Source organism: Bradyrhizobium altum (assembly GCF_020889705.1).
GTDB lineage: Bacteria > Pseudomonadota > Alphaproteobacteria > Rhizobiales > Xanthobacteraceae > Bradyrhizobium > Bradyrhizobium altum.
Map to the genome: position 1 here is coordinate 1 of NZ_JACMYP010000042.1, position 13,567 is coordinate 13,567.

The 13,567-nt window shown below is 64.5% G+C and carries 11 protein-coding genes; 5 read left to right on the plus strand and 6 right to left on the minus strand.

Translation table 11 applies throughout. From position 1 onward, the window contains the following. The coding region (locus H8B02_RS13815) for an AsmA family protein (protein WP_229166744.1) at nucleotides 1-2,162 on the minus strand (2,162 nt) is incomplete at its 3' end. A 211-nt stretch (nucleotides 2,163-2,373) separates the two neighbouring features. Further along, nucleotides 2,374-3,606: a cytochrome P450 gene (locus H8B02_RS13820; RefSeq protein WP_229166745.1), complete on the minus strand. Its 1,233-nt coding sequence runs from the start codon at nucleotides 3,604-3,606 to the stop codon at nucleotides 2,374-2,376. 177 nt (nucleotides 3,607-3,783) lie between these two features. Between H8B02_RS13820 and H8B02_RS13825 the strand changes: the two genes are divergently transcribed. Continuing rightward, nucleotides 3,784-4,395 carry a TetR/AcrR family transcriptional regulator gene (locus tag H8B02_RS13825; protein WP_229166746.1) on the plus strand — a complete coding sequence of 204 codons (612 nt, stop codon included), beginning with the start codon at nucleotides 3,784-3,786 and terminating at the stop codon, nucleotides 4,393-4,395. 4 nt (nucleotides 4,396-4,399) lie between these two features. Here the strand turns inward: H8B02_RS13825 and H8B02_RS13830 are convergent, their stop codons facing one another. After that, nucleotides 4,400-5,692, minus strand: a complete 1,293-nt coding sequence (locus H8B02_RS13830; protein WP_229166747.1) for an MFS transporter — start codon at nucleotides 5,690-5,692, stop codon at nucleotides 4,400-4,402. Between the two features lie 214 nt (nucleotides 5,693-5,906). Between H8B02_RS13830 and H8B02_RS13835 the strand changes: the two genes are divergently transcribed. From H8B02_RS13835 to H8B02_RS13850, 4 genes are all read left to right on the plus strand, one after another. Next, complete coding sequence (locus H8B02_RS13835; protein WP_229166748.1) at nucleotides 5,907-6,119, plus strand: hypothetical protein; 213 nt, start codon at nucleotides 5,907-5,909, stop codon at nucleotides 6,117-6,119. Nucleotides 6,120-6,377: 258 nt separating this feature from the next. Continuing rightward, the gene (locus tag H8B02_RS13840) at nucleotides 6,378-8,147 is read left to right on the plus strand and encodes an adenylate/guanylate cyclase domain-containing protein (RefSeq protein WP_283842189.1); all 1,770 of its coding nucleotides are present in this window, start codon (nucleotides 6,378-6,380) and stop codon (nucleotides 8,145-8,147) included. Between the two features lie 43 nt (nucleotides 8,148-8,190). Continuing rightward, nucleotides 8,191-9,081, plus strand: a complete 891-nt coding sequence (locus H8B02_RS13845; protein WP_229166750.1) for a phosphatase PAP2 family protein — start codon at nucleotides 8,191-8,193, stop codon at nucleotides 9,079-9,081. Continuing rightward, a complete protein-coding gene (locus tag H8B02_RS13850; protein ID WP_229166751.1) occupies nucleotides 9,078-10,118 on the plus strand; it encodes an A4/G1 family peptidase in 1,041 nt (346 codons plus the stop codon). The genes H8B02_RS13845 and H8B02_RS13850 overlap by 4 nt, the downstream gene beginning before the upstream one ends. Nucleotides 10,119-10,169: 51 nt before the next feature. Here the strand turns inward: H8B02_RS13850 and H8B02_RS13855 are convergent, their stop codons facing one another. From H8B02_RS13855 to H8B02_RS13865, 3 genes are read right to left on the minus strand one after another with little or no spacing between them, the layout of a single operon-like run. After that, on the minus strand, nucleotides 10,170-10,913 hold the full coding sequence (locus H8B02_RS13855; protein ID WP_229166752.1) for an ABC transporter ATP-binding protein: 744 nt from the start codon (nucleotides 10,911-10,913) through the stop codon (nucleotides 10,170-10,172). Then, nucleotides 10,894-12,693, minus strand: coding sequence for a branched-chain amino acid ABC transporter ATP-binding protein/permease (locus H8B02_RS13860; RefSeq protein ID WP_229166753.1), 1,800 nt, complete (start codon nucleotides 12,691-12,693; stop codon nucleotides 10,894-10,896). Before H8B02_RS13860 ends, H8B02_RS13855 begins: the two co-directional genes overlap by 20 nt. Then, nucleotides 12,693-13,550 (minus strand): branched-chain amino acid ABC transporter permease, encoded by an 858-nt coding sequence (locus tag H8B02_RS13865; RefSeq protein ID WP_229166754.1) that lies wholly within the window; start codon nucleotides 13,548-13,550, stop codon nucleotides 12,693-12,695. Before H8B02_RS13865 ends, H8B02_RS13860 begins: the two co-directional genes overlap by 1 nt. Nucleotides 13,551-13,567: the final 17 nt, after the last annotated feature.

Below are 13,567 nucleotides of genomic sequence, written 5' to 3' on the forward strand. Positions count from 1 at the left end.
ACCCTCAGCCGCAACGGCGCGTGCCATGCGCCGCTCGCGGTGCCCTCGAACTGCGTCGGACCCGCACCGGCTGCGACCGCGCGGTCAAGCCCAAGCAGCGCCAGCAGCGCATTGCCCTCGCTGGCGGAGAATTTCGCTTCGGCCGTGACGTCGCTGTTGCGAAGTGCGTCGAAATCCAGCGCACGGATCGCAGCTACCGGCGGCGTCGCCGAGATCACCGTATTGCCCTTGAGTTGCGGCGTGTCGAGATCGACCGTCGCGCGCGCGCTGACACGATCGGCGGCCTTGCCTTTGCCGAGGTCGAGCGCGAGCCTGGCACGGACCGGACCGGTATCCGCACGCAGCACGCCGAGCCGTGCGGCAAGCGCCGGCGCGAACGGCTGAACCACAGCGGTCAACCGGCCAAGCGACGCGGCGGTCGCATCGACGGCGAGCTTGCCGGTCGAATTGGCGCGATCGAAATTGCCGCTGCCGTCAAGAGTGACATTGTCGGGCTGACCGATCCTGATGCGCTCGAGCACGATGTTCTTCGGGCTGTAGGCGAGCTTCGCGAGCAGCGGCCGCAATTCCTGCCCCGAGGAGATCGCGCGCCCGACATCGAGCGACAGCTGCGCCTCGTCCGGCCATTCGGCTTGCGGGCCGGCCAGCGAGCGGATGAATGTCGCGGTCGCATCGAGATCGAGCCGCTCGGCCTTCAACTGCGCCTCGACCTTCGAGCCGCTCGTCGCCTCGCGATGCACAACCGCGACACGGCCTTCGACCGTGCCGCTCTCGATTTCCGCCTTCATCGCGTCGATCGAAAAACCGGCCGGCGACACCGTGACGTCGCCGCGCAATCGCAGCGGCTTCTGGCTGCGGTAGGCGATGTCGCTGCGCCCCTGCAGCCAGCTCATCAATGTATCGGGGTCGGACGATTCGATGTTGAGCGCGGTCTTGAAGCTGTTCGAGGCTCCCCCTTGTGCGCTGGCGCCGCTCATCGAGACCCGCGTCGATCCCGGCGCGCGAAACTCCAGTCGGCGCACGGTCCATGATTTCGCATCCGATTGCAGCTCTGCCGAGACGTCCTGCAACGGGCGGCCGCCGAGCATGATCTGTTCGGAGGTGAGCTCCACCTGCGCCGGGATCGGGCTTTGCGGAAGGCCCGACAACACCGCGCGCATCGCCGGCAGCACGCGCACCGGCTCGACATTGCCGTTGTTGGCGTCCTTGGCGCCATCCTTGGCGGCGAACTTGTCGCCATCGAGCTGTCGTGCCGAAAGCGCGGCGCGCAGCAGCGGCGAGGCGCCGAACCGGAGATCGCCATTTCCTGCGAGCTTCAATGCGCGGTCCTCGCCGCCATAGCTCACTTCGACCTGGTCGAGACGTGCCGCCGAATAGTCCGATTTGACCTTGGCCGTGATCCGCCAGGGCGGCATATCGCTGCCGCCGCGCTGGCCAGGCGTGCCCGCCAGCGCCACGCTCCCCTCGAACCGCGGTGCGCGGGCCTCGAAGGTCAGGATGCCGTCGAGATCGGCCGACACCGGCCGCTGGCCGGGATCGATGTTGAAGTGCAGGCGGGTGCCGCTGCCGTCGGCGCTTTGCCCCGAGGAAATCCGGAACGGGTAGCGGTTGCCGTCGAACATGAAATTGCCGTCGCCGCGGACTGCGCCGGCAAGCGAGCGAACATCGCCGCTGAAGGCTATGTCGTTCAGCTCGAGCGTGCTGCTGCTTGCGGCATCGTGCAGTGCGATGCGGCCGGTCAGATTGAGGCGGTCGATCGCCAGCGAAGCCAGGTTGAAGCTCCCGCTCGACGGCGACCAGTCGATCCGCCCTTTCGGATCGAGCCCGAGATCGAGCGACACGCCGTTGATGGTGAGTTCGTTCGCGCGCCATTCGCCGCGCATCAGCGAGCTCAGGCTGAGCTCGACGTCGAGATTGGTGGCGCGGACCTTGCCACGGTCGTTGGCGCCGCCGACAGTGACGTTTTTCAACCGCAGCGACGGCGCAGGCAGCAGACGCGCGTCGAGATTGCCGGCAACACGAACCGGCATGCCGATGATCTTGGACGCCTCCGTCTCGAACTGCGGCTTGAACTGGTTCCAGTCAACGAAATACGGACCGACCAGCGCGGCCACCAGCGCAAGAATGAAGGCGATTGCCAGGCCGAGCAGCGTCGTCTGCACGGTGTCTCCCTTTGAGCCCGCTCCGCGGCAGCCTCCTTATGCTGAACCCTTTGCCAACCCTTGGCCGGAGCAACCCAAATATAGAGACAAGTATGGCGAAGTCACAGCGGCATTACCGCTGCGACGTCAGGCGGATGACGGTTTTCCGCTCAAGCGTGCGTGCACACCGGCCGTCGCGGCAGGGTTACTGCCCTGCCGCGCGTCCGGGATGTCACCAGCTCGCAGGGAGCCGCTTCAGCCCGCGCAGCACGAAGGTCGGCCGCCACTCCGGATTTTCCGCGTCATCGAGCCGCAGGTCGGGGATCCGGCGCAGCAGCGTCGAGATCGCGATCTCGGCCTCGATCCGCGCCAGCTGGGCACCGAGGCAGAAGTGGATGCCGCCGCCGAACGACAAAGGCTTCACATTCGGCCGCTGGATGTCGAGCTTCTCGGGATGGTCGGGATAGACCGCCTCGTCGTGGTTGGCCGAGCCCAGCAGGCACAGCACGCTCTCGCCCTTCGGGATGCGCTTGCCGCCGAGATCCTCGATGTCCTCCAGCGCGACGCGGCCGGTCAGCTGCACCGAGGAATCGTAGCGCAGGAATTCCTCGATCGCATTGGTGATCAGGCCGGGATTGGCCTTCAGCAGCGCGAGCTGGTCCGGGTTGCGGAACAGCGCGAGCAGGCCGTTGCCGATCAGGTTCACGGTGGTCTCATGGCCGGCGCCGAACAGCAGGATGATGTTGGCGGTGAGCTCCTCGTTGGTGAGCTTCTGGCCGTTCTCCTCGGCCTGCACCAGTTGCGTGGTGAGGTCGTCACCGGGCTGCTTGCGGCGCAGCTCGAACAGCTGGTGGAAATACATCGCGGCCATCGCGTTGCCGGCGTTGCCCTGCTTGATCTCTTCCGCCGTCAGCGGCACCGGCTCGAGCAGGCGTCCGCCGTCGCGCGAGCCGTTGTAGAAGGCATCGCGATGCTCCTCGGGGATGCCGAGCATGTCGCAGATGATCGTCACCGGCAGACGGAACGCGAAATCCTCGATCAGGTCCATCTTTCCCTGCGGAACGATGCGGTCGAGCGTCTCATCCACGACGTGCTGGATGCGCGGACGCATGTCCTCGACCCGGCGCGCAGTGAACGCCTTGACGACGAGGCCGCGCAGGCGGGTGTGGTCGGGCGGGTCCTGCTGCAGCATCCAGTGGCTCATGCTGCGGATGACCGGCTCCTCCATGATCTTGGGGCCGTAGCGGCGGATCGAGCGCTCGACGTAATCCTTGCCGAACCGCTTGTCGCGCAGCACGAGGCTGGCTTCCGCGTGACGGCTGGCGACGAAGGCGCCGTGCGCGTTGACATGCATCGGGTCGAGGCGGCGTAGCCGCTCATAGTACGGATAGGGATTGCGAATGAATTCGGGCGCCAGTGGATTGAAAAGCGGCTCGCCGCTGGCCGGCTGAACTTGCTCGTTCATGGTGACCTCGTTCGTGCGCTACGCCGGTGCCTGCACTCTGGCGCGCCTTGGTGTCATCCTCAAGACCGCACCAACACGGGTGCGACCATTCTGGTTTTGGCAACTCTGGTTATAGTAACCGCAAATGCAACTCGATACACTCTTGTATCGAGTTGCATTCTGCCCTAAAATGCGCAGATGTCAAGGGTTCGAACCAGACCGACACGGGACGACACCTGCGAGAAGCTGTTCGAGGCGGCGGCGCGGGTGTTCGAGGAACAGGGAATCGGCGGCGCCAGCATCGAGGCGATCGCGGCTGCGGCGGGTTTCACGCGCGGCGCCTTCTACTCGAACTTCAAGAGCAAGGACGAGCTGATCTTCGCGATGCTCGAGGATCACGTCGAGCAATCGATCCGGCGCAATCTCGATTTGCTCGCCAAGCACAAGGACCTGGCCGACTTCCTGGAGGCATTGCGCACCGTGGACCGCGGCCGGCAGGATCCGCTCGGCCGCTCGCCTCTCCTGCATATGGAGATGATCCTGTTCGTGGCGCGCGCCGAGAAGCGCCGGCCCGAACTCGCCAAGCGCCTGCGCGCGCGGCGCAAGCTGATCGCCGACATCGTCGAGACCGCGCAGAAGAATAGCGGCAGGAACGCCAGACTCAATCCGGACTGGACCGGCGCGATCGTGCTGGCGCTGGAAGATGGTTTCCGCCTGCACCGCCTGATCGATCCGGAGACCACGCCCGCCGACAGTTGCCTGCGCGCGATTACCGACCTGCAGCGGGCAATCGGCGTTTCATCCGCCTGATGTGTCAGGCCGCGCTGGCGGCCTTGTGCATCTGGCCGGCGACGGCGCGGACCTTGCGCGGCGAAGCCTGCCAGATCGCGAACGCCGACAGCAGGCTGACGGCAATGCCGAGCAGGAACGCGCTGGTATAGCTGCCCGAGAGATCGTAGAGCTGGCCTGTGATCCAGGGGCCGGCGGCTCCGCCGGCGAGCGCGGCCAGCATCACGGTGCCGAAAATGCTGCCGTATTGCTTGCCCTGGAAGATCTCGAGCACCACCGGTCCCATCACCGATGTCAGGCCATAGCCGAGTGCGCCCTGCGTGAAGACCATGAGATAGATCAGCGCCATGCTCGGCCAGTATTTCAAGGCGGCGAGCGCGGCGAAGCAGATCACGAAGCCCAAGCACGAGATCGCCCACACCCATTCTCGTCCGATGCGATCGGAGAGATGCCCGAGCCAGATCTGGCCGGGAATGCCGAGCAGGCTGACGACGCCCAGCGCCCAGACGCCGACATTGGAGCTGAAGCCGATGTCGAGCAGGAATTTGGTCTGGTGCACCTGCACCGCATACCAGATGTACAGGCCGCAGAAATAGCCGGTCGCGATCCACCAGAACCGCGCGGTGCGCAGCGCACGCGACAGCGTCCAGTCGGTGCCGGCCCACACCGGATCGACGATGTTCGATGCCGGCCTGGGCGACGTCGCCGTCGGCGCCGCATCGCCGTCCGGCTGCAGGCCGATGTCCTCCGGCTTCTTGTGCAGCAACAGGTTGATCGGCGCGAGCACGACCAGCACCACGATCCCCATTGCTGTGCAGGCGGTGCGCCAACCGGTGTGCTCGATCATGTGCTGCACCCATGGCAGCAGCGTCACCGAGCCGATGCCGACACCGGCGAAGGCGAGCCCGATTGCGAGGCCACGGCGGCGGATGAACCAGTTCGGCACGAACAGCGATTGGCCGGAATAGCCGAGGCAGACGCTGCCGGAACCAACCAGCACGCCGATGGTGAGATAGAGATGCCAGGGTTGCGTCGTCAGCGGCGCCAGCAGCAGGCCGGAGCCCATCAAGAGCACACCGAGCTCCATCACCGCACGCGGACCGCTGCGGTCCATCAGCCGGCCGATCAGCGGGCTCGCGATCGCGGAAGCGACAAAGCCGAACGAGAATGCGCCCGCGGTGACGCCGCGCTCCCAGCCGAATTCGGAGATGATCGGCGGATAGAACAGCGAGAATGCCGTCCGCGCGTTGACGCCGATCGCCATGGTGACGAAGGTCACCGCGACGATGACCCAGCCATAGAAGAAGGGAAGTCGCATGGGGGTCTGAGTTGCCAGGGTTAGAGGACGAATATCTGTTTCAGCCCGCGCCCCGCTGACGGTCAAGCCCCATCGACCGATAAAGTGGCTTCAAGCGAGTGTATTCCATCAGGCCGCGTCAATTTGCTCAAATCAACCGCCGGACTGTGTGAAGCAATTCATAGACAGTCAGGCCCAGAGCGGCAGACTTGCGCGCGATGTCGATACCTCGGCCATGTCAGCTGACTTTCCGTTGCCTGCCGGAATTCCGAGCACGCTCCATCGGACGACCAGCAGCAGTGGATACGACGATGGCGATCGCGCCAGCGGTAACGCCGCGCTCCCGGCCAAACTCGCCCATGATCGGCGGGAAGAAGGGAGAAACACCATTCCCGCATTGACGCAATCAAAGGTGACGAGTTTCTCCGCGACGATGATCCAGCCATGAAGTCAAGGGGCGCAGTTGCGTTGCATGCTCAAGGCGCGAATGGCTGCATGGCTCGCACCGCCCCCATTTCGCGATTGCGCATCCGCGAACAAAGGTTGCAAACATCATACTGTACCAGCCCACTCGGTTCGCATACCCATCCGGATGGAGCCTTCCTTTATGATCTTGATGAAGATATTCTTTTCGCGTTGGTGTCCCGTACTTTGTGCCAGATTTTAGTCGCGTATCAGTAAATTTTGCAGAAGTATCAATAATATGATGCCCCCATCGGTCCCGGAAGTTCGCCGACGCCTTGCGGCAATCCTTGCGGCAGACGTGGTCGGGTATACGCGCCTGATGGAGGCGCATGAGGAAAACACCCATACCCGGCTGATGCGATTGCGCTCGGAAGTCCTCGACCCGGGCGTCACGGCGCAAAACGGTAGGATCATCAAGAATACCGGCGACGGCTTCCTTGCAACCTTCGATACCGCGCGCGACGCGACGCGGTGTGCCCTCTCGCTGCAGGAAGCTCTGGCCGTGAATACAGCCGGGATGCCCGCTGACGAGCGCATCAGCTTTCGCATAGGGCTGAACGCCGCGGATATCATCGTTGAAGAAGATGACGTCTATGGCGAGGGCGTGAACATCGCGGCGCGCCTTCAGAACTATGCGCAAGCGGGCGGCGTCGTGGTTTCGGGAGCCGTTGCGGAGCAGATCGGGCAGGACCTGGACGTCAGCGTGATTGATCTTGGCGATCTGCATCTTCGCAATATGGGTCGGCCTGTCCGCGTGTATGCGCTCCACCGACCCATGCAGCCCGCGAAGCTTGTTGGCGAAGCCCCGGTGGGCTCGGAACCTCGTCCCTCGATTGCCGTTCTGCCGTTCCGAATGAACCTGGCCACCCCGGAAGAAGGGTATTTCGCCGATGGTGTTGTCGACGACATCATTCGCGGCCTTGCCGGGCTCAAGGAGCTTTTCGTCGTATCACGCGGGTCCAGCCTTGGCTTTAGCGGCCGCAATATTGACGTGCGCGAGATCGGGCGTCGGCTCGGGGTTCGCTATGTCCTCTATGGAGGGATTCAGAGGACGATGACCTCGGTCCGTATCGTGACCGAGCTCAGCGACGCCGAGTCGGGCGAAGTCATTCGTTCGGATTTGCACGAAGGCGACCTTCGCGAACTCTTTGCGCTTCAGGATCGGATCGCCATCAATGTTGTAAGACAAATCGCGCCGCAGGTTCGCGAGCGCGAGCTGATGCGATCGATGCGCAAACACCCGCAGAACCTGACCGCCTACGATCTCGTGTTGCAGGCGCTCGATTTGTTGTACCGGATGGACTACGATTCCTTTTCCAAGGCGCGGGGCCTGCTCGAGCAAGCCATTTCATACGACCCTAATTTTGCGTTGGCCTATTCCTACGTCGCGCTGTGGTATGTGTTCCGGATCGGGGAAATGGGATCGCCGGATCCCGAGGGTGATGTCGTCGCCGGTGCGCGATATGCCAAGGAGGCTATCGAACGAGGCGGCGACGACGCATTCGCGTTGGCGGTGTATGGTCACGTCCAGTCATTTTTGCTGCATGACTTTCAAAGCGCAAGGATTGCCCTCGACCGCGCTATTGCCGCCGGCCCGAGTTCAGCCATGGCCTGGACCATGGCGAGCGCAACATCCGGCTTTCTTGGTGACGGCCCTGCCGCCCTGCGCCAAGGTGAGCAGGGCGTCCGGCTCTCGCCGCTCGACGCGCGCTCGTTCTGGCACGAGGGATTGTTCGCCCAGGCTCACTACGTGAATGGCGACTATGAGCAGGCATTGGAGTGGGTGCGCGGCGCACTGAACCGTAACGGACTTATTCGCTTCAATCATCGCTTGCTCATCGTCACGCTCGGCGCCTTGGGCCGTCGTGAAGAAGCAGCGGAGGCGGCACGCCGCTACCTGGAAATTCAACCAGGATTCCGTATTTCGTCCTACGCGCCACGCTGCCCGTTTCGTGGCGAGGCGTTGGAAACCTGGCTCGGCCACCTGCGATCGGCGGAGCTTCCTGATTGACTGGTATTGCTGACGACAACTGCCAAACAAGGGAGAGACGTCAATGACAGGCAACACGGGTAACACGGGCAATACCGGAAATACCGGAAACACCGGCAATACGGGAAACACCGGCAACGTCGGAGGGGGTGGTTGGTTTATTTCGGACCGCGTCGACTTGCCGTTCGTCACAAGGCTCGACCCCTCGGGCACCGACGAGCTAGGCAGCCTGCGGCGGACGCCGCCGGCGCATTTCGGCAGCCGACAATGGTCTGCAAACTGGTATGCGTGGCGTGTCCTGCATCAGTTCATCGCGAATGTCCCCGGCTGGGCAGCGACCGTCGACGCCGACGCCACCCTCACGCAGATCCGGAACGACCTGGTCGCCGACTATACCGCGCAAATAGACAACCTTGTGCTCGCCGCGCGGGATGAACGGCCGGATGCAATGGGCCTGATCCTCTCGCAGGACGTTGAATTTTTCACGGATTTCCTGGCTGTGCTGACCGCGAGGCCCGGCTCGCATACGCAAACCTGGCGCCTGTTGAATATCGCGAGTTTGATTGGGTCCTTTGCGGCATTGTATTTCAAGGACAAGTACGATTTGCCTCGGCCGTCGCAGATTTGTCCCGCATTGCTGCCACCGATCCAGGTCCCCGGCCACTCATCCTGGCCAAGCGGGCATTCCACCCAGGCGCATTTCATGAAGAACTGCATGCTCAGGGTGTTCGCCGCGACGGCGATGTCTGCGGCTGACCAGGCCGTATGGAAATCCGACCTGTCGATTCTGGCGGATTCGATCGCCAGAAACCGCGAGATTGCCGGCGTGCATTATCCGAAGGATTCAGAAGGCGGCGCCAGAATCGCCGATCTGCTGGATACCGTCATTCTGACGCCAGCCATCGTGCCGATGTTTGACAGCGCCATCACGGCTGCCGCAGGCGAATGGCAATGAGCATCCGGGACGGGCGGAGCCCCACATACGACATCGAAGGCCTGAAGAAGGTCATCAAGAATTCGACGACCAGCGTTCTTCCTCCCACCGGATTTCGCACGATGGTCGCCTCGCAGGACGAGTTGAAGGCGCTCGGTTTTCCACGACGGCCGGACCCGGTGCTGCAGCCGGCCGAGTATGCATTCTGGCAGAAGATGTTTAGTCCGACAGTGGCGTTCGAGGCCTTCGATTTCCAAGTGCTCTCCCCTGTCACCGCGGGCCTCCGCCGATCTTTCGACCAATCGCCGCGGCGGGAAAGCAGCCTCAACTGGTCCGGTGCCTACATCACGCCGAGGGATGGAACCGTATTCTCGTCGGTCTGGGGGAAGTTTCAGGTGCCGACGCCAACCCAGCCGGCGAGCGGCCGGGCCAGCGAAAGATATCACAGTTCGACGTGGATCGGCTTTGATGGACAACGTCGGTACTACCGATCGACGCTGCCGCAAATTGGTACCGCGCAGAACATCGACCCTGCCATGGGCGCGGGCAGCCCAACGACGTCGTTCTTCGCGTGGTGGCAATGGTGGGTCAGGGGCGACCCCGCCCAAGCGCATCCCATCACGCTCGTGTCACCGAAGATTCATGCCGGCGATCTGATCATGTGCCTCATGCAGGTGGCGCCCGATCGCACCGGGGTGTCGTTCGTGATCACGAACCTCACGACCAGTCGCTCCGTGCAGTTCTTTCAAACCGCGCCTCTGACGCAACTGGGGCAACCCTTCAAGATTCCCGGCGCAACGACGGAATGGGTGATGGAGAGGTCGGCCCTCCCGGGAAATCCAACTCCGCTGCAGCTCCCGGACTACGGCACGGTGGTTTTCCACGACTGCGGCGCGTCCGCAATCAACATGGATAGCGGAGCGATGGTCGAGCGCAATCTCTCCGGCGCGAAGCTCATCGACATGTACGTCGTCGTGAAGGAGAACCCGGAAAGGACCGAGAAGCCTTCCATTGCGAAGCCAATCGATTCGACGGAGTTCCTCACCTACTTCCGCTAGCAAGCGTTCGACCCTGCGGGACTCCGCGCCGAAGACATCGGAACGACCACCCTACGCCAGCGCGTGGCTTTCATGGCCGAAATAAGCGCGCTCGAGCCGGCGCGCGAGGTCGCCCTCGCCGGTCACGGCCTCCAGCGCGATCGTCCCCTGCACCAACGCGTAGACCCGATCGGCGCACGCCAGCGCCTTCTCGAGCAGCTGCTCGACCAGCAGCACCGAGGTGCCCTGCTCGCGCAACCGGCCGATGACGTTGAGGACGCGATCGACCAGCACCGGCGACAGTCCCGCGGAGGGCTCGTCGAGCATCAACAGCCGCGGCCGGCGGACCAGGCCCTGCGCCACCGTCAACATCTGCTGCTGCCCGCCCGACAGTGCGCCGCCGCGCTCGTGCCGCTTCTCGGCGATCTCGGGGAAGAACGACAGCGCCTCCTCGATCCGCGCGGCGCGTTCAGCGCGCGGCAGGTCGTAGCCGGCGAGCAGCAGATTGTCGGTCACAGAGATCTGCGTGAACACGCGATGGCCTTCGATCACATGCACGAGCCCGGCACGCGCGGCATCGCGCGGCGTGGCGTTGGTCATGTCGCGTCCGCCGAACCGCACTTGCCCGGCATTGACCGGCAACAGACCCGACATCGCGCGCAGCAGCGTGGTCTTGCCGGCACCGTTCGGACCGAGCAATGCGACGACCTCGCCGGCGGAAATCGTCATGTCGATGCCGTGCAGCACGCGGATCTTACCGTAGCCGGACTCCAGCGCGCGCACGTCAAGCAGAGGTTCAGCCGCCGAGGTAAGCACTGACGACCTCCTTGTGGACGCGGATCTCCGCCGGCGTTCCCGCAGCCAGCGTGCGGCCGAGATTGAGCACGGTGACCTGGTGACAGATATCGAAGATCAGGTCGGCATGATGCTCGACCAGCAGCACGCCGGTGCCGCGGGCGCAGACCGCCTTGATCAGGGTCGCCAGCCGCTCGATCTCGTCGTTGGAGAGGCCCGCCGCGGGCTCGTCGAGCAGCAGGAAATCCGGATCGAGCATCAGGGCGCGCGCGATCTCGATGAAGCGCAGCTCGCTGTGCTGCAGACGGTCGGCGCGCACATCGGCGAGCGCCTCGAGGCCGACGACACCGAGCAGCGCGCGGGCCTTTGCGGCGAGCATGCGCTCATCGGCGCCGCTGCGCGGCAATGCGAGCATCGTCTCAACGAAGTTGGCCCTACCCTCGATCGAGCCGCCGATCATGACGTTCTCCAGCACCGAGGCTTCGCCGATCACGCGTGGCGTCTGGAAGGTGCGCGCGATGCCGCACGCCGCACGGCTGACCGGCTGGCCCGCGGGCAAGACTGCGTCGCCGAGCGTCATGCTGCCGGCCTTCGCGCCGTAATAGCCCGAGATCACGTTCAGCGTCGTGGTCTTGCCGCTGCCGTTCGGACCGATCAGGCCATGGATCTGGCCGGGTGCGACATCGAGGTCGAGGCCGTCGATCGCCTTCACATTGCCGAAGCTGAGCGCGATGCCGCGCAGTTGCAGCGTCCTGCCGCCGTTGCGCCGGCGCACGATGTCGGCGAGCGCGGCCGGGCGCGGAACGATGGCACGGTTGCTGGCGAGCGGACGGCGGTTGCGGAAATCGAGCAGCGCCGCGATGCCGCCGGGCATCACCAGCACGATCAGCAGCAGCAGCACCGCGTAGAGAAAGGTCGACCAGGCCGCGAGCGGCGCGGCGATCTCCGGCAGGATGGTCAGAATGATGGTACCGAGCATCGGTCCGAGGATCGAGCCGCGGCCGCCGATCAGGATCGCGATGAAGAACAGCACCGAGAGATCGAAGGTGAAGGCATCGGGCGTGATGTAGGTTTGCAGGGTCGCGAACAATCCGCCGGCGATTGCCGCCAGCGCCCCGGCGAACAGGAAGATCGCGATCAGCATGTTCGGCTTGGAGATGCCGCTGGCTTCGGCGGCGACCTCGGCGTCGCGCACCGCGATCAAGGCGCGGCCGAACCGGCTGCGCGCGACATTGGCGCTCATCCAGGTGGTGAACGCGGCAAACGCGATGCAGAGGCCATAGAAGCCCCACGGCGTGTTGAACGGCGCCGGGAATTCCGGACCGGTAATGCCGATGCCGCCACCGGTCACGCTCTGCCAGGCCAGCGCGATCTGGGTCACGATGGTCGCAAAGCCGAGCGTCGACATCGCGAAGTAGAAGGTGCGCAGACGCAAGGCCGGCAGCCCGACGATGACGCCGAAGATCGCGCCGATGAGGCCTGCGACCGGCAAGGCGGCAAACACCGGAATCGCCGGCATCACGTTGCCGGCGACCAGCACGCTGGTCGTGTAGGCGCCGAGCGTCAGCAGCGCGACATAACCGATCGCGAGATGCCCCGCGAAGCCGACGACGAGATTGAGGCCCGACACCAGCACCCAGTAGATCGCGGCGCGGGTGCCGATCAGCACCCAATAGTCGTTGCTGACGAAGGGCAGCAGCACCGCTACGACCAAGATACCGATGAACGGCAGGATGTGCGGCAGCGCCGCGCGCCAGGCGCCGCTGTCGGTTCGGGGCGGCGCGGCTGCGACCGAGGTCATCACACCCTCCGCGCGGTGGAACTGCCGAACAGTCCCTGAGGAGCTGCGAGCAACACCACGATGAACAGCGTGAACACCGCGACCGAGGAGAAGATACCGCCGACCAGGAAGTTCGCCGCCTGCTGGAACAGGCCGAGCGCCAGCCCGCCGATGATCGCGCCTCGGTTGTTGCCGAGCCCGCCCAGCGCCACCGGCACGAAGCCGTAGAAATTCAGCAGCGCGCCATTGGCGAAGAAGGCGAGCAGCAACTGCCCGCCGGAGAATCCGGCGATGCCGCCGACCACACCGGCAAGCGCGTAGCTTGCGACGCGCAGATTGCGCTCCGGCAGGCCGAGCGCCCGCGCCGCGAAATTGTCCTCCGCGATGGCCAGGAACGCGCGGCCGACCAGGGTGCGGCGGTAGAGATACTCAAGGCCGATGATGGTGACGGCGCAGGCGGCGACCGGCAGCCAGAATTTCTCGTCCCAAACGCCCTCGCCGAATCCTGCGATGCGCGGGAACGGTTGCGGCTCGGTGCCCCATTTGATCGCGGTGACCTGCTGGATCATCAGCGCGACCGCCAGGGTCGAGAGCACGTAGAGATGCTGGTCGAGGCTCTTGAGCACCGGCCGCACCGCGACGAATTCGGTGATGATCCCGATCACCGCACAACAGAACAGCGTCAGCACGAAGCCGACACCGATCGGCAGGCCGAGCTTCAGCGTAAACATCGAGCCGAACACGCCTCCCAGCATCGCGAGCTGGCCGGCGGTGAAGCTCATCACCCGCGAGGTCGAGAACATCGTGTTGTAGGTGACGCCGACCAGCGCGTAGATCGCGCCCGCCGCGAGACCGGATGCAAGGATCGAGGCCAGCATCGGCTGCGCCCTCGCCC